This is a genomic window from Streptomyces sp. HNM0574 (assembly GCF_012726235.1).
Lineage (GTDB): Bacteria > Actinomycetota > Actinomycetes > Streptomycetales > Streptomycetaceae > Streptomyces.
Map to the genome: position 1 here is coordinate 86840 of NZ_JAASAH010000009.1, position 18122 is coordinate 104961.

Genomic DNA, 18122 nt, shown 5'->3' on the forward strand with positions numbered 1-18122 from the left:
GGAGATCCCGGACGCCCGGGCCTTTGCGGTCCGTGCGCCCGTACGGAAACAAGCAGCTTCGATGTCTCCAAGATTGTGGACCACCCCCTGATGTCCGAGGAAGGTGCCGGGAGTTCAATGGCTTGTTCCCGGGGGTGCCGTTCGGCCCGGTGAACCGGCTTTCCGTTCCTTTCCCGGTCACCGCTCTCCCGCACCCCTCGCGTTCCGCTTCGCCCCAGGCGTCACGGCCGCACGCGACCCGTTCAGGCCACCGGCTTCGCGGGCGACGGGACCGGAACGCACAACGGCGTGCGGCCGGGGGCCGGGAGGTGCCCCCGGCAGCACGCCGGTGGAGGAGCGGTCAGCCCGCGAGGTTCTTGCTGATGTCGTCCAGGATCTGGTGGGCCGAGGTGTAGCCGATGCCGAGGAACCAGCGGTCGTCGTCGACGGCGAACGCCTTGCCGTCCCGCACCGCCCGGACGTCCTTCCACAGGTCGCTCTTGACGGCCTTGGAGTAGCCGGACTTGTCGGGGTCGCCGTAGGAGGAGTGGAAGAGCACGTCCGCGTCGGCCTCGTCGATCCGTTCGGGGCTCACCCCGACGTAGAGGCCGTCGGCCTCCTTGGCCTTCTTCACGATCGGCGGCCGGCCCAGGCCGACGTCCTTCAGCACCGTCCCGATGTAGCTCTTGTCGCCGTAGATCCGGGTGTCGGAGCCCTCGGTGAAGCGGATCACGTTGGTCTTGAGCTCCTTGGCCTTCTTCCGGCCGCCGAGCGCCTCGGTGACCTCGGCCGCGTGCTTCTCGTAGTCCGCGACGACCTTCTCGCCCTCGGCCTTCTTGCCGAGCGCGTCCGCGTGCACCCGGAAGTTCTGCTTCCACGGGTAGCCGGTGGCCTCGGTCATCACGGTGGGCGCGATGGCCTTGAGTTCCTCGTAGTTGGCCTCGTCGCGGAGGGCGCTGGTGAGGATCAGGTCGGGCTTGAGGGAGGCGATCTTCTCCAGGTTGGGCTGCCCGATGGTGCCCACGTTCTCGATGCCCTCGACCTTGTCCTTCGGCAGGTAGCCGGGGAGGGCCTTGCCGACGTCGGCCTTGGTGGCGCCGACCGGCTTCACGCCGAGCGTGATGGCGGAGTCGAGCTCCCCGGTGTCCAGGACCACGACCCGCTCGGGGGCGTCCGGCACCGAGACGGTGCCCTTGGCGGTCTTCACCGGGTGGGTGCGCTTCTCGGCGTTCTTGCTCTCGCCGCCGCCTCCGGTGCCGCAGGCGGAGAGGCCGAGCGCGGCGGAGAGGGCCAGGGCGGTGAGGGTGGCGGTGCGACCGCGAGCGGAGCGTGTCACGTGTGCGCCTTTCATGGGTACCGACAGGGGACGTGGGGGGCGGCCGGCCTTGCGGCCCGGACGTCCGAACGGCCTGGGGAGTGCCGCCCGTTCGCCCGCCGTGGTGCCGCGGCGGCGCGCCGGGGGACGCGGTGCCGCGGTGCCGCCCCCGCCCTGCTGCGGCGGTGGCGACGCCTTCTCCGTCGGTGCGGTGGGACGTTCCGCACGCCCGGCGCCGGAGCGCCGGGCCGAAGAAAGTAAGGCAACCCTAAGCTAACCGCCCGAGGGTTCGAAACCGGCCGCCTGTCCGAAACCAACCTGTGACCCGCGGACGGCACCCGTACCGTCAGCGGCGCGTACGCCTCCGCCGCGCGCCCACGGCCAGGCGGCGCAGCAGCCGCACGTAGGGGCTCCAGCGCGCGGGCCGGACCAGCGCGCCGGTGCAGGCGAGTTCGGCCCGGTCGAGGCTGTCCTCCAGCACGGCGTCGTGGAGCGGGCGGAAGACGAGCGGCCAGCTGAGCCGGGCGGAGCCGCGGACCCGCATGGCGAGGGTGTGCCGCAGCACGCAGGACCCGGCGCCCTCGTCGTCCCCGGCCGGGAGCACCGTGTACTCGTGGAACCCGAGAAAGCCCCTGGGCCCGGTGAAGCCGAACCGCACCCGGCGCCCGGGGACGTACTCGGTGACGGTGTAACGGACCGGCCCGTGGCCGCCCTTGGCGCCTGCACCCAGCGGCAGGTCCAACCGCATGGCGGGCCAGCGGCCCCGGTCATGCGGCCACAGCCGGTCGTCGGACGAGGCCAGCCCGTCGAGCAGCGGGGCGAGTTCACCCGCGGGCACCGGCAGAGACCGCTCGTGCACGTTGTGGACGGCCATGATTCCCCCCTCGCAGCTCGGTGCCCGAGCCTACTCAGGGCGGAGCGGACCCCGCGGCCCGCCCTACAGCGCCTCCCGCAGGGCCGGGAGGAGGTCGGTCTTCGCCCAGTCGATGAAGGAGGACTGGGCCTCTCCCCCGGCCTGGACGAGGGCGATCCCGTCGAAGCCCGCTTCGGCGAACGGCCGGATGCGGGCCACGAACTCGTCGACGTCCGCGCCGCAGGGGATCTGCTCGGCGACGTCCTCGGGGCGTACGGACCGCGTGGCCCCGGCGAAGGCCGCGGGCCCCGGCAGCTCCGTGTTGACCTTCCAACCTCCCGCGAACCAGCGGAAGTTCGCGTGCGCGCGGGCGACCGCACGGCCTGGGTCCGGGTCGTAGCTGACCGGGATCTGGCCCACCCGCCGCTTGCCCGCGCCGCCCGCGTCGTCGAACATCCGGCACAGCTCGGCGCGCGGCTCGGTCGCGACGAGCACGTCGCCGAGGCGGCCCGCGATGTCGCAGGAGCTCGGACCGGAGGCGGCGACGCCGATGGGCGGGAGCAGGTCGGGCACGTCCCACAGCTTCGCCGACTCGACGCGGTAGTGGACGCCCTCGTAGCTGACGTACCCGCCCTCGAACAGCGAGCGGATGATGATGATCGCCTCCTCCAGCCGCTCGTGCCGGACGTCGACGGAGGGCCACGGGCCGACGACGTGTTCGTTGAGGTTCTCGCCCGAGCCCAGCCCGAGGGTGAAGCGCCCCTCGGACAGCAGCTGCACGGTCGCGGCCTTCTGCGCCACGACCACGGGGTGGTACCGGAAGGTCGGGCAGGTCACGTAGCTCATCAGCGGCAGCCGCTCGGTGGCCTGCACGACGGCGCCGAGCACCGTCCACACGTACGGCGAGTGCCCCTGCTCGGTGAGCCAGGGGAAGAGGTGGTCGGAGGCGACGGCGAAGTCGAACCCGGCGCGCTCGGCGGCCACCGCGTCCTGCACCAGCCGGCGCGGTCCGGCCTGCTCTCCCATCAGGGTGTATCCGAAGTCGGTCATGGCGCGCCCGTACCCGCGGCCGCGGCCCGGCGAGCCGTCCGGCCCGCCGGGACCACCCCGACGTGCCGCCCCGTTCGCCCCGCCGGACCACCGGCCCGGCGGGGCCCGCCGCGCGCCTACTCGGGCTCGGCGACGGAGGGTTCGGGCCGCTCCTCCCGCTCCGGCGGCGCACCGTCCGTGCGGGAGCCCTCGGCGGAGAGGTGGTCGGCCGGGCCCGAGGGGTCGGTGAGCCTGCCGAGCCGGTGCGGTACGTCCAGGCCGACGAGGAGGACGACGATGAGCGTGCCCGCGAAGGTCAGCACGGCGAGGGAGCGCCCGAGTTCCATTCCGGAGGCCAGGTGGGCGCCGAGCACGGGCGCGACCGCGCCGCCCAGCGAGCCCACGTTGTAGGTGAAGCCGAGCGCGGCGCCCCGGCTCTCGGTGGGGAAGTGCCCGCCGATGTAGCGCGGCAGCAGCCCGGAGATGCCGAAGCTGAACGCCTGGAGCACGAACAGGAGGAGGCCGAGCACCAGCAGGTTGTCCTGGACGGCGAAGACCGGGAAGACGAAGGCCAGCGAGGCGACGAGGGTGAGCGCGTAGGCCCGCTTCGTCCCGATCCAGTCGCCGACGAACCCGGCGAGGACGCAGCCGGACATCGTGCCGAACCCGGCGAAGTACAGGACGTCGGTCACCTGGTCCGCGCTGTAGCCGAGTTCGGTCTTCAGGTACGTCGGCAGCAGCCCCTGGATGGGCCAGGTGTAGAGGAACGCGAAGAACACCGTGACGATCATCGCGACGTACAGCGCCCACCCCTTGCGCCCGCCGAGCTGCACCGCGAAGGCCAGCAGCGCCACCCCGGCGACGACGGCGAGGACCGGCACGGCGTCGCCCCCGAACGGGGTGAACACGGCGAACAGGCTGACGCTCGCCACCACCACGACGGCGAGGTTGGCGGTGGCCCGCGCGGGCGTGGCGAACAGCGGCCGGAACGGGTTGGGCCTGACGCCCTGTTCGGCGACGGACGCGCTCCACTCCTCCGCCTCGGGCAGCGCCCGCCGCATCCACAGCGCGATGACGATCGGCACCAGCCCGATGTAGAACATCCAGCGCCAGCCGAGCGCGGGCACGACCCAGTTGTAGACCTGCGCGGCGAGCACCGAGCCGACCGAGAAGCCCGAGATGAGGAACCCGCTGGCCCGGTTCCGCACACGTACCGGCCAGCTCTCCATCACGTAGGTGGCGCTGGCGCTGTACTCCCCGGCCATGCCCATGCCGATGGCGAGCCGGGCGACGAACAGGCTGGTGTAGTCCCAGGCGAACCCGCAGGCGAAGGTGCCCAGCGAGTACAGCAGGATGCTGACGATCATCGACAGCTTCCGCCCGTACCGGTCACCGAGCGCGCCGAGCACCGCGCCGCCGAGCCAGCGGGTGATGAAGGCGCCGGAGATGAGGCTGGCGCCCTCCACGGTGCTGAGCCCGAAGTCCGCGCTGACCTCGGTGAGGACGAGCGTGATGAGGACGAAGTCGAAGCCGTCGAGAACGTAGCCGATCCAGGCGGCGAGGAAGGACTTCCACTGCGTCGGCCGGACTTCGCGGTACCAGGGCGGTGCGGACTGCGGCGCCGGGTTCTTGCCTATGGGGGTCACGGGGTCTCCAAGGGCCGGACAGGCTCACCGTCGAGCGCTGTCTGCGGTGCGGGTCAGGGGACTTCCGGCACGGCCGTCAACGGTCCGCCGGGACGTGCGGGGCCGCTCGGTGCGGGCTCTCCGTCGCGGCCAGGCGCGTGACGAAGCGGCCGGTCAGCGCCGTGGGCGCGGTGATGGCGGTGCCGACGACGACGCTGTGCGCGCCGTGCGCCAGCGCCGACGCCGCGTCCTCGGGTCCGGCGACGCGCCCCTCGGCGACGACGGGGACGCGCACGGCGCGGGCCAGTTCCGCGACGAGCGCGAGGTCGGGGCCGTCCTGGCGGGGGCTGCCCGGCGCGTACCCGGAGAGGGTCGTGGAGACCAGGTCGGCGCCCGCCGCCTCGGCGGCGACGCCCTGCTCCAGGGTGGCGACGTCGGCCATCACCAGGGCACCCGACGCGTGGACGGCGGCGGCCAGTTCGGCGAAGCCGCTGCCGTCGGGGCGCGGCCGGCCGGTCGCGTCGGCGGCGACGACGTCCGCGCCCGCGCGGGCGACGGCCAGCGCGTGCCGGACCGTGGGGGTGATGTGGACGTCGGTGTCGCCGTCCTTCCACAGCCCGATCACCGGCAGGCCGACCGCCCCGGCCACGGCCGCGACGACCTCGGGCCCGTTGACCCGGACGCCCGCGGCGCCGCCCGCGGCCGCCGCCCTGGCCAGCCGCACGAGCGTCCCGGTGTCCCGCATCGGGTCACCGGGCGGCGCCTGGCAGGACACCACCAGCCGCCCGGCCAGCCGCTCGACGACCGGCCTCCCGGCGGGCTTCTGAACTCCCGGCGCCCGTACGCCGGTTGAGGCCCCCTCCGGTGCGTGCAGCGGAAGCGTGGCGGTCAGCAGGGCCGCGCCCCGTACGGCGGACTCGTCGCCGAAGCGGGGTGGCGCGGGGCGGAGGCCGCGCAGCGGGGGCAGGAGTTCGGCGGCGAAGGCGGCGGCCAGCGCGTCCCGGTGCGGTGCGCCGAGGCGGGTGACCCCGCCGCCGACGACGACCCGGTCCGGACCGAGCGCGTTGGCGAGCCCGCCGAGCACCCGGCCGGCCGCGGCGCCGCCAGTGGTGACGGCCCGTACAGCGAGCTCGTCGCCGGCGGCCGCGCGGGCGGCGACGGTCTCCAGCCGCTCCGCGTCCCGGCCGCCCAGCCGCCGGTGGAGGGCGACGATGCCGGGGCCCGAGGCGACGGCCTCCAGGTGCCCGGCCGCGCCGCAGCTGCACGGGAGCCCCTCGGCCTCGGGGCTCGGCAGGTGGCCGAGGTGCCCGGCGAGGCCGTCGGCCCCGTGCAGCATCCGCCCGTCCACGGCGAGCGCGCCGCCGACGCCGGTGCCGAGCGCCGCGTACAGCAGCGAGCCCGACGGCCGCTCCAGCGCGGCGAGTTCGGGCGCCGCGGCCGCGCGCACGTCGTTGTCGCAGGCCACCGGCAGTCCGGTCCGGCGGGCCAGCCCGGCGGCGAGCGCGGTGCCCGCCCAGCCGCCGAGGGTGCCGGTGGCGCTGGTGACGACGCCGGTGACCGGGTCCACGACCCCGGCCGCCGCGACGCCGACGGCCACCGCTCCCCCGCCCCCGGCGTCGGCGGCCTCGCGGCAGGCGCCGGCGAGCGCGTCGAGAACGGCCTCGGCGCCGGCGTCGGCGGGGGTCGGCCGGGTGACGCGGGAGCGCGGGGTGCCGTCCGGGCCGAGGAGCGCCGCGTCGATCTTCGTGCCGCCGAGGTCGGCCCCGATCACGGGCCCGGCCCTCACCGGGCGTCCCCGGCGGTGCGGACCGGGGTGAGCCCGGCGGCGCGCATCCGTTCGGCGACGGCGGCGACCGCGGTGTCGTCCAGGACGACCTGCGGGAAGGCGGTGTCGTGGCGGTCGACGACGCCGAGCAGCCACAGCGCCGCCTTGAACGCGCCCAGCGCCGAGGAACTGCGCCCCATCACGTCCTCGGGCCCGGCGTCGACGAGGGAGAACAGCGCGACCAGCCGCTCCTGCTCCTTCGCCGCGAGCGCCCAGTCCCCGGCCCGCGCGGCCTCGTACAGCCGGACGTACCCGGCCGGGTCGACGTTCCCGATCCCGGGGACGACGCCGTCGGCCCCGGCCAACAGGGCCGCGTCGACGGTGAGTTCGGAGCCGGTGAGGACGCTGAACCCGGTGCCGTCACGGCGTGCGCGGCCGCCGAGCGCGACGAGGAGCCGGCGCAGCCCGCCCTCGTCGCCGCTGCTGTCCTTGAGCCCGGCGAGGGTGCCGTCGGCGGCGAGTTCGCGCACCAGCGCGGGGGTCAGCTTGCTGTGCACGGCGACGGGGATGTCGTACGCGAACAGCGGCAGCCCGGTCCGTTCGCGGACGCGGCGGAAGTGCCGGGCGATCTCGACGGGGTGGGTGCGGGTGTAGAACGGCGCGGTCGCGACGAGTGCGTCGGCGCCCGACTCGGCGGCGGCGCGGCCCTGTTCGACGACCCGGGCCGTGGTGGTGTCGATGACCCCGGCGAGCACGGGCACCCGCCCGGCGGCCGTGGCGACGACGGTCTCCAGCGCGGTGCGCCGCTGCCGGTCGGTGAGGTACGCGACCTCGCTGGTGGAGCCGAGGGCGAAGAGTCCGTGCACTCCCCCGTCGAGGAGGTGCTCGACGAGCCGGGCGAGGGAGGCGGTGTCGACCTCTCCTTCGGCGTCGAGCGGGGTGCAGACGGGCGGGACGACGCCGTGCAGCGGGGTGGTGAGTGCCATGGGGGCTCCTGCGGTGGTGCGGCGGAGCGCACGGAGCATCGACGAGCTGTGACCGCGCGGGGTCCGATGCGTCCATGCACTTATAGGATGTCTGATGTCCTATGTTGCGGTCACCATAGACTGCGGCGACTGTCGGAGGTCAAGAGTCCGCACGCGGGATTCGGCGACGCGGACCGGCGAGGGACAGCAGAGGCAGGCGGAGCGAGAAGGAGCGGATCGGTGCCGCGCAGCACGATGTCCGAGGACGTCCAGGGGCAGATCAAGCAGCTGATCCTGGACCGCAGACTGGCCCCGGGCGACCCCCTGCCCACCGAGTCGGAGCTGATGAGCCGCTTCGACGTCGGCCGGGTCTCGGTGCGCGAGGCGCTCAAGGCGCTCCAGGCGGTGGGCGTCGTCGAGATCCGGCGCGGCCACGGCACCTTCGTCGGCTCGCTGTCGCTGACGCCCTTCGTGGAGGGGCTCGCCTTCCGCGCCGCCGTCCGCCACCAGCAGGGCGAGCCCAGCCTGTACGAACTGATGCGGGTGCGCGAGGCGTTGGAGGCCGGGGTGATCGAAGGCGTGGCCAGCGGCCTGCCCGACGAGGACCTCGACGTGCTGCGCGGGCTGGTGGCGACGATGGAGCGCGAGTCCGCCGGCGGGAAGGTCACCCGCGACACCGACCGCGCCTTCCACCTCGCGCTGTACCGCTCGCTCGGCAACCACCTGCTGAGCGAGGTGCTGGACGCCTTCTGGGCCGCGATGGACCGGGTCCGCGACGAGCTGGACGACCGGCACCAGGACCCGGCCACCACCTGCGCCGACCACCGGGAGATCGTCGAGGCCGTGGCCGCCGGGGACGGCGCCCGCGCGGCCCGGGCGATGCACCGTCACTTCGACGGCATCCGCGCCCGCCTCGCCCCGCCGGAGGACTGAGCACAGCAACGGACCCCGTGGCGCGGAGGCCACGGGGTCCGTTGCGGCAGGGGGACGGTCGAGGGTCCGGGCGCGTGCCGGCCGGATCAGCGTCGGGCGAGGCGGCGCTCACCCCCGGCGCCGGGTACGTACTCGAGCCCGTAGTGCGCGAAGACCTCGGGCTCCTGCTCGGCGGGCAGCTCGCCGTCGGGGTCGATGGACGGGGCGTCCTTCACCTGACTCTTGGGATACGTGACCTTGATGTAGCCGGGGCCGACCATCGCCTCGTGGAGCGGAACGAACACCAGCCGGTGGCGCATCGGAATGCCGACGGTCACGGTCGCGAAGGACGGCTCGTCGCTGGCGGTGTCCACATAGACGGATTCCAGCGCACCGATCTTGTGGCCTTCCGCGTCGACGACATCCTGACCACGCCATTCACGGATATTGTCCGCTTCGAACACTTTTGACCTCCACTCGTCGGGGGCCATCGTCCGTCCCGTCCCTGCCCTGCTCCAGTCGCCGCGCGCACGCGGCACTCATACGGCGTAAGCCCCGCGTGAAGGCCCGGACTCGGTGCCGGAAGAGCCCGGAGAGCGGCGGCTCCGGGCGCATTCACCGGCGTGGAGAACACGCGCCGAAGAGGCGGGACGATGCGAGATGAGTACCTGTCACCGGGCGCGGATTCGGAGAATGAGAGGCCCGCCGGTGTCCCTGTACCGCGCAGTAGTGACTGCGGAAGCGGTGACGCGTATTCCCGTCTCCGCCGCATTCCCGCACCGGGCTCGGCGGAGGGGAATTGGCGTGCGCCGGCCGGCCAGTTCGGGTGGCCCGCACACCGACTTCCCCGAACGTCCGGGCCGCGGTTTCGCCCGCCGGTCCCCGCCCGGCATCCGGCCGGGGACGCAAAAAGCCCCCTCCCGCGCCGTGGGAGGGGGCGAAGTGCGCCCGGATCAGTGGGCCTTGGCGTAGGCCTCCTGGATGTTTGCCGGGATACGGCCGCGCTCGTTGACCTCGTAACCCTGGGCCTTGGCCCATTCACGGATCTTGGCCGTCTCCGTGCTGGAGGACTGCTTCCTGGAGGCGCCGGCCACGGCCTTGCGCGACTTCTTCACCCGCTGCGCCTTGGCGATGAAGGGGTTCAGAGCCTCGTTCAACTGGTCGTAGTTCCCAGGCGTCAGGTCCATCTGGTAGTAGACCCCGTTGAGGCTGAACTCATGGGTCTGGATGTCCTCACTCTCTTCCCCGGTGAGGTCGTCCGTGTAGATGATCTGGACCTTCTGAGCCATGGTGCGCCTCCATAAGAGTTGTATGGCGACACATCATCGGCCACGCATCGTTGCGTCGTCAATTCCGATGGGATTCCCGCCTTCTGGCCCTCTCTTTGTGGTTCACTACGTCCTTCGCCGGGGCCTTCCGGCGGCGAACCGCCCACGGAGCGGGACTCGGTGAATCGGCCAGGAATACTTCCCTGCCCGCCGCCGCGCCGGTCATGCGCCGGCGCATTGACGGAAGCGGTAAACGACGACGACTCCCCGCCGCGCGGCCCGTGACACCGGGGGTAATGCGGCGGGGAGTTACCGGAATCACGCCGGGCCGCGGACCTCCGGCGAACCTGTGTACCTATCCGGGAAGTCCGCCCGCCATGCCTGCCGCGTCCGGGGAGTTCGCCGCGTACGCGTCACCGTTCTCCTCCGCGCGGAAGGTGGGGCGGCCCGCGAGCCAGGTGCCGCGGACCCGGATGTGCCGGATCGCCATCGGGTCCGTCGCGCGCGGGTCGTCGGACAGCCACACCAGGTCGGCGGGGGCGCCGGGGACGAGGCGCTCGCGTTCGTCGGCGAACGCCTGGTAGGCGACGCCGGCGGTGGCCGCGTCCAGCGCCTCGTCGACCGTCAGCGCCTGGTGCGGTGTCCAGCCGCCCGCCGGGGCGCCGCCGAACGTCCGCCGGGTCACGGCCGTCTGGATGCCCTCCAGCGGGTCGTGGGAGCTGACCGGCCAGTCACTGCCGAAGGACAGCCGGGCGCCGCCCCGGGCCAGCCCGGCCATCGGGTACTGGAGGGCCGCGCGCCGCTCGCCGATCCTGGGTACGGTCAACTCCGTCTGCAACGGGTCGAGTTGGGCCCACAGCGGCTCGAAGTTCGCGATCACGCCCAGCTGTCCGAAGCGTTCCAGGTCCGCCGGGTCGACGAGCTGGACGTGGGTGATGACCGGCCGCCGGTCCCAGGACGGGTTGGTGCGCACGGCCGCCTCCACCGCGTCCAGTGCCGCGCGGACGCCCGCGTCGCCGATCGCGTGGATGTGCGTCTGGAAGCCGTCCGCGTCGAAGGCCGTGACGGCCTCCGCCAGCGCCTCCGGCTCCCACACCGGCATGCCGCAACTGTGCGGCGCGCCCGGCTCGGTGACGTCCGCGTACGGGTCGAGCATCGCGGCGGTTCCGCCCTCGATGACGCCGTCGCCGAAGAACTTCACGGTGCGCGCCGAGAGCAGTTCGCCGCCCTCCTCCTCCACCCGCCGCCTGGCCGCGCGGAAGGCGGGACGCTGATCGCGCCAGCGGTCCGGGTCGGCGCGCTGGGCGAGGTTGACGCGGAAGGCGAGCGCGCCGGTGCGGGCCGCCTCCAGGTAGGGGCCGATCATCTCCGGCTCCACCCAGGCGTCCTGGACCCAGGTGAGCCCGGCGCGCGCGTAGGACTCGCCCGCGATCCGGAGCGCCTCGACGAGCTCGCCGGTGCCGCGCGCGGGCAGCCGGTCGAGCACCAGGTCGCAGGCGTGCCACTCGCGCAGGGTGCCCATGGGCGAGCCGTCGAGGCGGCGCACGATCCAGCCGAGCCGCGGGTCGGGGGTGGCCTCGGTGATGCCCGCGCGGCGCAGGGCCTCGGTGTTGCACCACAGCGTGTGGTAGTCGTACGCGCGCAGCGCGACGGGGCGGTCGGGGACGGCCTCGTCGAGCCAGCGGGCGTCGAACTCGCCGTCGGGGGCGAGGGCCGGGTCGTAGGAGGCGCCGACGATCCACTCCTCCTCGGGGTGTTCGGCGGCCCAGCGGCCGACCTCGGCGACGACGGCCTCGACGGAGTCCAGGCCCTTCACGGCCGGGCCGAAGTGTTCGAGGCCGCCGAAGAGCGGGTGCGCGTGGCCGTCGGCGAAGGCGGACAGCAGGAGTTCGCCGGGGCCGAGCCGGAGGGTCTCGTCCGCCGTGGCGGCGAGGGCCTCGGCCTCGGCCCCGAGCGCGACGACCCGCCCGTCGCGGACGGCGAGCGCCGTGGTGTCGGCGTACTCCCGGCTGCCGGTGCGGACGGTGCCGAGCACGACGAGCGAGGCGGGGTGCGGGTTTTCGGGCTGGGGGGTCATGGGCGCTCCTTGCCTGAGGACGGACGGGGGGACGGCGAGCTGGTGTACGGGCCAACGAGCGGCGGGCGGAAGGGAGTTGGGCCGACGCGCGGCGGGTTCAGTCGGTGCCGGTGGTGGTGAGCCGCGCGTACGCCGCCGGGTCGCGGCGCCGGATGCGCAGGGCGACGGCCACCCCCGCGGCGAAGGCGAGGGGCAGCGGGACGAGCAGCGCGACATTGACGGCCGTCGGGGCGCCCGTGAGGAGGTCGAGGTTGGCCGCGACCATCACGATGAGCACCGAAAGACCCAGCCCGGACAGCAGCGGTGCGAGGGCCACCCGCCAGGCGGGCAGGCCCCGGCGGTCGCGCCGGAAGAAGCCGTACACGGCGAGCGCGGTGACGGCCTGGAGCACCATCACCCCGAGGATTCCGGTGCCGTTGGTCCACAGGAAGGTGACCGTGTACGGGTCCGCCCCGGCCGCGATCGTGACCAGCACGACGAGCAGCGCGAGCGCCGACTGGAGCAGCACCGCGAGCGCCGGGGAGCGGGTGCGCGAGGTGACGGTGCCCAGGCGGCGGGGCAGCAGGCCCTCGCGGCCGAGCGCGTAGAAGTAGCGCGCGGCCGCGTTGTGGAAGGCGAGGGTGGCGGCGAAGGCGCTGGTGACGAGCAGCGCGTGCATGGTGTCGGAAGCCCAGGCCCCGACGAGCCGTTCGGTCGCGGCGAACACCATGTCCCCGCCCCCGTCGCCGTTCGCGACGGACTGGGCGCGGTCGGCGCCGTACGCGGTGATCACCGTCCAGACGGTGAAGGTGTAGAACAGCGCGAGGAATCCGACCGCGATGTAGGTGGCGCGGGGCACCGTGCGCTCCGGGTCGCGGGCCTCCTCGGCGTAGATGGCCGTCGCCTCGAAACCGATGAACGCGCCGATCGCCAGCACGAACATGCCGCCCACGCCCGCCTCGCCGAGGTGCGCCGGGGAGAGGACGCCCGGGTCCGGGCCCTCCGGCCCGCCGCCGCCGGCGAAGACGCCCGCCTCGAACACCAGCAGGACGAGCACCTCCAGCGCGAGCGCGACGCCGAGGACCTTCGCGCTGAGCGTGACCCGGAGGTAGCCCAGGACGCCGATCGCCGCCAGCCCGGCCAGCGACCACAGCCACCACGGCACCCGCACCCCGGCCAGGTCGGCGACCCCGGCCTCGGTGAACCAGCCGAAGGCGACGAGGAGTCCGGCCTCGATCGCGTTGTACGCCAGCACCGCCAGGTACGCGGCCCCGGCGCCGGCGGCGCGGCCCAGCCCGCGCCCGACGTAGGCGTAGAAGGCGCCCGCGTTCCTGACGTGCCGGCTCATCGCGGTGAACCCGGCGGCGAAGACGACGAGCAGCAGCCCGGAGAGGAGATAGCCCAGCGGCGCGGCGCGGCCCGCCATGCCGATGGCGAGCGGGGCGACGCCGGCCATCACGGTGAGCGGCGCGGCCGCGGCGACGACGAAGAAGACGAGGTCCCCGGTGCCGACGGCGCCGCCGCGCAGCCCCGTCGACGAGGCCGGGGGCCGCTGCTCCGGTGACGGCGCGTCGTGGGCTCCCGCAGCTGCGGGTTCGGCCGGACTGGTCACCTGCGCGTACCTCCCCGAGGCTCGGGCGGCGGGCGGCCGCCGGGCCGGAAACGTCGGCTCAGGACCGGACCGCGCGGGAAGCCGCGCTGCCGGACCGAGAGGACCGTACGCCGACCGGCCACGCCGTGGGAAGACCGTTCCCCGGGGAACGCCCCCTGTGCCGGGCGGTGTTCGGAGACTGCCCGCTTTCCTTCCGGAGAAGTCCGGGACCTGCACGGGAGCGTCCGCCGGGCGGGTCAGCCCGTCTTCGTGCCCTCGGCGGCCAGGCGGGAGCGGCGGGCGCCGTAGCCGAAGTACAGCGCGAGCCCGGCGGCCATCCAGCAGCCGAAGACGATCCACGTCGCCGTGTCGAGGCTGCCCATCATCCACAGGCACAGCCCGAGCCCGATCAGCGGCGTCACCGGCGCGAGCGGCACCCGGAACGCGCGGTGCATCCCCGGGCGCGTACGGCGCAGCACGATCACGGCGATGTTGACGAGGCCGAAGGCGAAGAGGGTGCCGATGCTCGTCGCGTCGGCGAGCCGGCCGAGCGGCACGGCGGCGGCGAGCAGGCCGCAGAAGAGCGAGACGACGACGGTGTTGGCGCGCGGGGTGCCGGTGCGCGGGTGGACCCGGGAGAGGAAGGCGGGGACGAGACCGTCGCGCGACATGGCGAAGAGGATGCGGGTCTGCCCGTAGAGCACGGTCAGCACGACGCTGGCGATCGCGATGACGGCGCCGGCCGCGAGCATCGTGGCCCAGAACTCGTGCCCGGTGGCGTCCTTGAGGATGCCGGCGAGCGCGGCCTCGGAGCCCTCGAAGCCCTTCCAGGGGCGCGCGCCGACGGCGACGGCGGCGACCAGGACGTACAGCGCGGTGACGATGACCAGCGACAGGATGATGGCGCGCGGCAGGTCGCGCTGCGGGTTCTTGGCCTCCTCGCCCGCGGTGGAGGCGGCGTCGAAGCCGATGTACGAGAAGAACAGGGTGGCCCCGGCGGCGCTGACCCCGGCCATGCCCAGCGGCATGAACGGCGCGTAGTTGCCCGCCCGGACGCCGGTGAAGGCGACGGCGCAGAACAGCAGCAGGGCCGCGATCTTCACCACGACCATGACGGTGTTGGCCCGGGCGCTCTCGCGGGCCCCGCCGAGCAGGAAGGCCATCGCGAGCAGCACGACCAGCAGCGCGGGCAGGTTGAAGACCCCGCCGTCGCCCGGGGGCGCGGACAGGAAGGCGGGGATGGTGAACCCGAGGGTGCCGTGCAGGAGTTCGTTGAGGTACTGGCCCCAGCCGACGGCGACGGCCGCCACGGACACCCCGTACTCCAGGATCAGACACCAGCCGCAGACCCAGGCGACGAGTTCGCCGAGGGTGGCGTACGCGTACGAGTAGGAGGAGCCGGACACCGGGATGGTGCCCGCGAGTTCGGCGTAGGAGAGGGCGGAGAAGAGGGCGGTCAGGCCCGCTATGACGAAGGAGACGGTCACGGCGGGTCCGGCGTGCGGCACGGCCTCGCCGAGGACGACGAAGATGCCGGTGCCGAGCGTGGCGCCGATGCTGATCATCGTCAGCTGCCACATGCCGAGGGTGCGGCGCAGCGTCCCGCCGCCTCCGGCGCCGGCCGCCTCCGCGCTGCGGCCGCTCTCGGCGACGAGCTGTTCGACGGGCTTCCGCCGCATCAGCCGGGCCCCGAACCCGGGCCCACCGCCCCCGCCTTCGGGCCCCGGAGCGCGGTTCGCCTCCGCTGGATCGGGGGTGGGCGGCGTGGCGCTGTGCTCCAACACGCGTGGCTCCTTGTTCGCTGCCGGGTCCGCTGCCGCTCGGGGCAGGGCGGGCGGCGGAACCGGGCACGACGGGCGCCCACGCGTCATCGACACCTGAGTCTGCGGGGACCGCCGAGCCGACGGTCCCCGCCACTCCACGTACAGCGCCGACCCTACGAGCCGGGTCCGCACGCCCGTAATGCATCAGCCTTGCGCATCCCCGCGCTTTCCTTGCGCCGAACCCCCGGCAGACAGTGATTCGTTGCGCGGGGGCGCGTGATCGTCCGGGCCCCGGCCGTCCCCGCGGGGTACGATCCGCCGCGTTCGTGTGCATACCGGAAACGGGAGGCGGAGTGCCGGAACTGCCCGAGGTGGAGGCGCTGCGGGACTTCCTGGACGCGCGGCTGACCGGCCGCACCGTCGAGGAGGTGCAGCCGCTGGCGGTCAGCGTCCTCAAGAGCTACGACCCGCCCCCGACGGCCCTGCACGGGCGGACGGTTCTCGGGGTGCGGCGGTACGGCAAGTTCCTCGGCGTCGACACCGGGGACCTGCACCTGGTGACGCACCTGGCGCGGGCCGGCTGGCTGCGCTGGCGCTCGCCCCTCCCCGCGGCCCCGGCCCGCCCCGGCAAGGGCCCACTGGCACTGCGGGTGCGCCTCGTCCCGGAGGAGGACGGCCCGGCCGAGGGCTTCGACCTGACGGAGGCGGGCACCCGCAAGAGCCTCGCGGTGTACGTCGTCCGCGACCCGCTCCAGGAGGTGCCGGGCATCGCGCGGCTCGGGCCCGACCCGCTGGACCCCGGGACGGACCTGGCGGCGTTCGCGGCGCTGCTGCACGGCCAACGGCACCGGATCAAGGGCCTGTTGCGCGACCAGTCCGTCCTGGCCGGGATCGGCAACGCCTACTCGGACGAGATCCTGCACGCGGCCCGGATGTCCCCCTACGCCCGCGCCGACCGGCTCACCGAGGCCGAGGTCGCGCGCCTGCACGAGGCGACGCTGAGCACGCTCAGGGGCGCGGTCGAGCGCTCCCGCGGCGTGGTCGCCGGGGAGCTGAAGGCGGAGAAGCGGGTCGGCATGCGCGTCCACGGACGTACCGGCGAGCCGTGTCCGGTCTGCGGTGACACCGTCCGCGAGGTGTCCTTCCACGACTCCTCCCTCCAGTACTGCCCCACCTGCCAGACCGGCGGCAAACCGCTGGCGGACCGGCGGATGTCCCGCCTGCTGAAGTGACCGTCCCGCAGCCTCACCAGTGGGCGGGGCGGGTGAGCGGGCGCGGGACGACGGTGGCGGAGTCGCCCCGGGCCGCGGTGAGCTGCGGCTGGGTGAGGAAGAGCGCACCGGTGAGGTCGGCACCGCGCAGGTCGGTGTCGCGGAGGTCGGCGCCGATGACGTCGGCGTACCGCAGGTCGGCCCCGCGCAGGTCGGCGGCGACGAGCAGCGCCCCGCGCAGGCTCGCCCCGCGCAGCCGGGCGCCCCGCAGCCGGGCGCCCACGAGGTCGGCTCCCCGGTGCTCCTTCTTCGGGCCCGGGGCCTCGGCGTCCCGCACCAGCCGACTGGCCCGCAGCAGCAGCGGGTTGACCTCCTCACGGACGGCCGGGACGTCCACGGCCGCGAGGTCGTCCGGGGTGCCGGACGTCAGCTTCTCGGTGCCGGTCAGTGCCCGGCGCAGCTCGGCGTGGAGCGGGGCGGCGGCGGGGCGGTCGAGCATCTCCGCGAGGTGGCGCAGGAGTTCGTGCAGCTGACGCACGACGGGGAAGACGTGGAACATCCGCCGCGCCGTGTCCGGAGCCTGCCGCCAGTCGGTGCCTCCGAAGGTGTGATGCGAGACCTTCTGCCCGGCGCCGAAGCAGTCGTAGACGGCGCACCCCGCGTAGCCGCGCTGCCGCAGCCGCGCGTGGATGCCGCAGCCGAAGTCGGCGCCGAGATTGCCGCAGGGCTCGCCCGCCGGTTTGTCCGCGGCGAAGCCGGCGGACCCGGTGGAGGCGGCGAAGGGCAGGGCCACGCAGCACAGCCCGAAGCAGCTCCCGCAGTCACCCGCCAGCTGGAGCGCGTGGTGAACGGCGGGGGCGTCCGGTTTCTGCGACATGGCTCGTGATCATGCCTGGGGGCCCGAGGGCCCCGCATGTCCTTTTTCCGCGAGCACCACGGCCGGGTCCGCGAAGAGCTCCGCCACCGTCGCCCCGACCTCGTACCCGCGGCCCCTGGGCACCTCGGCGGGCCGCCCGCCGGGGATGTGCCCCCGGCCGTCGCAGGCCCGCAGCACCCGCCGCGGGCCGTGCAGCCCGAGCCCGCGGTGCGCTCGCGGAGGCGGCAGCGCAGCTCGGCGTCGGTGACGGGGCGGTGCTCCGTGGCGGCGGGGCGTCCGCCGGCGGCGACCGGACGTCGTGTTCGCCCCGCCCTTCCCGTCCCCCGATCGGGGACTTGCGAAAATTCCGTAATTACGTAGTCTCGTGTCATGGAGTTGGGTGAGCGCCTGACCGAGCTGGAGCGGCGGATCGCCGCGCTGGAGTCGGCGGCGGAGGAGAAGCCCGCCGAGGGGGGCGGCGGCGAGGACGGCGGCGGCGCGGCGCCGGGTGAGCAGGACACCTTCTGGGCCCTGCGGCGCTGGAAGGCCGAGCTGTCCGGACACGGGCTGCACCACGGGGGCGTGCTCTTCACCGGCGCGGTGGAGATGCCCGACGGCAGGCAGTACGAGTGGCAGCAGGGCGCGTCCACGGACGACGTCCTGGAGGAGGACTGGACAGTCGCGGTGGATTCCTTCGCCGCGCTGGGCCACCCGGTGCGGATGCGGCTGATGCGCGAGATACACGGCGCACCGCGGCGCACCGTGGCGGAGCTGGCGTCCCTGGAGGAGCTCGGCACGACCGGCCAGATCTACCACCACCTGCGGCAGTTGACGTCGACGGGCTGGCTGCGCACCGTCGCGCGCGGCCGGTACGAAGTACCGCCGGAGCGCGTGGTCCCGCTGATGGTGATGCTGGCCGCCGCACGCCGCTGAC

Annotated in this window: 15 protein-coding genes and 1 pseudogene; 3 read left to right on the forward strand and 13 right to left on the reverse strand. The window is 74.2% G+C overall.

Translation table 11 applies throughout. The annotated features are described in order from the left end of the window. Positions 1-340: 340 nt before the first annotated feature. The 7 genes and pseudogenes from HCC30_RS17025 to HCC30_RS17055 form a co-directional block, all read right to left on the reverse strand. Entirely contained in the window at positions 341-1330 is a 990-nt protein-coding gene (locus HCC30_RS17025; RefSeq protein WP_169443419.1) for an iron-siderophore ABC transporter substrate-binding protein, read from the reverse strand. A gap of 310 nt (positions 1331-1640) precedes the next feature. Then, entirely contained in the window at positions 1641-2168 is a 528-nt protein-coding gene (locus tag HCC30_RS17030; RefSeq protein WP_169443420.1) for an SRPBCC family protein, read from the reverse strand. Positions 2169-2231: 63 nt separating this feature from the next. Further along, entirely contained in the window at positions 2232-3197 is a 966-nt protein-coding gene (locus HCC30_RS17035) for a TIGR03557 family F420-dependent LLM class oxidoreductase (RefSeq protein WP_169443421.1), read from the reverse strand. 116 nt (positions 3198-3313) lie between these two features. After that, positions 3314-4822, reverse strand: a complete 1509-nt coding sequence (locus HCC30_RS17040; protein ID WP_346776666.1) for a sialate:H+ symport family MFS transporter — start codon at positions 4820-4822, stop codon at positions 3314-3316. A gap of 76 nt (positions 4823-4898) precedes the next feature. Further along, on the reverse strand, positions 4899-5594 hold the full coding sequence (locus tag HCC30_RS17045) for a putative N-acetylmannosamine-6-phosphate 2-epimerase (protein ID WP_169443561.1): 696 nt from the start codon (positions 5592-5594) through the stop codon (positions 4899-4901). Positions 5595-5663: 69 nt separating this feature from the next. Further along, positions 5664-6587: pseudogene (locus HCC30_RS17050) on the reverse strand (ROK family protein); the annotation flags it as partial. Then, positions 6584-7552 carry a dihydrodipicolinate synthase family protein gene (locus tag HCC30_RS17055; RefSeq protein ID WP_169443422.1) on the reverse strand — a complete coding sequence of 323 codons (969 nt, stop codon included), beginning with the start codon at positions 7550-7552 and terminating at the stop codon, positions 6584-6586. The pseudogene HCC30_RS17050 and the gene HCC30_RS17055, both read right to left, overlap by 4 nt. Before the next feature lie 219 nt (positions 7553-7771). Here HCC30_RS17055 and HCC30_RS17060 point away from each other — a divergent pair, with 219 nt between their 5' ends. Further along, on the forward strand, positions 7772-8464 hold the full coding sequence (locus HCC30_RS17060; protein ID WP_169443423.1) for a FadR/GntR family transcriptional regulator: 693 nt from the start codon (positions 7772-7774) through the stop codon (positions 8462-8464). Positions 8465-8550: 86 nt separating this feature from the next. On the opposite strand, the gene HCC30_RS17065 is transcribed toward HCC30_RS17060, so the two are convergent. From HCC30_RS17065 to HCC30_RS17085, 5 genes are all read right to left on the reverse strand, one after another. After that, positions 8551-8907 (reverse strand): PRC-barrel domain-containing protein, encoded by a 357-nt coding sequence (locus HCC30_RS17065; RefSeq protein ID WP_169443424.1) that lies wholly within the window; start codon positions 8905-8907, stop codon positions 8551-8553. A gap of 489 nt (positions 8908-9396) precedes the next feature. Continuing rightward, positions 9397-9732 carry an Lsr2 family protein gene (locus tag HCC30_RS17070; RefSeq protein ID WP_169443425.1) on the reverse strand — a complete coding sequence of 112 codons (336 nt, stop codon included), beginning with the start codon at positions 9730-9732 and terminating at the stop codon, positions 9397-9399. A gap of 334 nt (positions 9733-10066) precedes the next feature. Further along, entirely contained in the window at positions 10067-11788 is a 1722-nt protein-coding gene (locus tag HCC30_RS17075) for an amidohydrolase (protein ID WP_169443426.1), read from the reverse strand. 97 nt (positions 11789-11885) lie between these two features. Next, on the reverse strand, positions 11886-13379 hold the full coding sequence (locus HCC30_RS17080) for an APC family permease (protein WP_169443427.1): 1494 nt from the start codon (positions 13377-13379) through the stop codon (positions 11886-11888). 236 nt (positions 13380-13615) lie between these two features. After that, complete coding sequence (locus tag HCC30_RS17085) at positions 13616-15142, reverse strand: amino acid permease (protein ID WP_346776667.1); 1527 nt, start codon at positions 15140-15142, stop codon at positions 13616-13618. 332 nt (positions 15143-15474) lie between these two features. Between HCC30_RS17085 and HCC30_RS17090 the strand changes: the two genes are divergently transcribed. Then, a complete protein-coding gene (locus HCC30_RS17090) occupies positions 15475-16353 on the forward strand; it encodes an Fpg/Nei family DNA glycosylase (RefSeq protein ID WP_169443428.1) in 879 nt (292 codons plus the stop codon). A 13-nt stretch (positions 16354-16366) separates the two neighbouring features. On the opposite strand, the gene HCC30_RS17095 is transcribed toward HCC30_RS17090, so the two are convergent. Then, positions 16367-17209, reverse strand: coding sequence for a pentapeptide repeat-containing protein (locus tag HCC30_RS17095; protein WP_169443429.1), 843 nt, complete (start codon positions 17207-17209; stop codon positions 16367-16369). Positions 17210-17578: 369 nt separating this feature from the next. On the opposite strand from HCC30_RS17095, the gene HCC30_RS17100 reads away from it, so the two are divergent. After that, a complete protein-coding gene (locus HCC30_RS17100; protein ID WP_169443430.1) occupies positions 17579-18121 on the forward strand; it encodes a helix-turn-helix domain-containing protein in 543 nt (180 codons plus the stop codon). Position 18122: the final 1 nt, after the last annotated feature.

What these genes read in the sequence shown, in the direction of transcription:
- HCC30_RS17025 (WP_169443419.1), bottom strand. Translation starts at nt 1,330, where the DNA reads ATGAAAGGCGCACACGTGACACGCTCCGCTCGCGGTCGCACCGCCACC.
- HCC30_RS17030 (WP_169443420.1), bottom strand. Translation starts at nt 2,168, where the DNA reads ATGGCCGTCCACAACGTGCACGAGCGGTCTCTGCCGGTGCCCGCGGGT.
- HCC30_RS17035 (WP_169443421.1), bottom strand. Translation starts at nt 3,197, where the DNA reads ATGACCGACTTCGGATACACCCTGATGGGAGAGCAGGCCGGACCGCGC.
- HCC30_RS17055 (WP_169443422.1), bottom strand. Translation starts at nt 7,552, where the DNA reads ATGGCACTCACCACCCCGCTGCACGGCGTCGTCCCGCCCGTCTGCACC.
- HCC30_RS17070 (WP_169443425.1), bottom strand. Translation starts at nt 9,732, where the DNA reads ATGGCTCAGAAGGTCCAGATCATCTACACGGACGACCTCACCGGGGAA.
- HCC30_RS17075 (WP_169443426.1), bottom strand. Translation starts at nt 11,788, where the DNA reads ATGACCCCCCAGCCCGAAAACCCGCACCCCGCCTCGCTCGTCGTGCTC.
- HCC30_RS17095 (WP_169443429.1), bottom strand. Translation starts at nt 17,209, where the DNA reads ATGTCGCAGAAACCGGACGCCCCCGCCGTTCACCACGCGCTCCAGCTG.
- HCC30_RS17100 (WP_169443430.1), top strand. Translation starts at nt 17,579, where the DNA reads ATGGAGTTGGGTGAGCGCCTGACCGAGCTGGAGCGGCGGATCGCCGCG.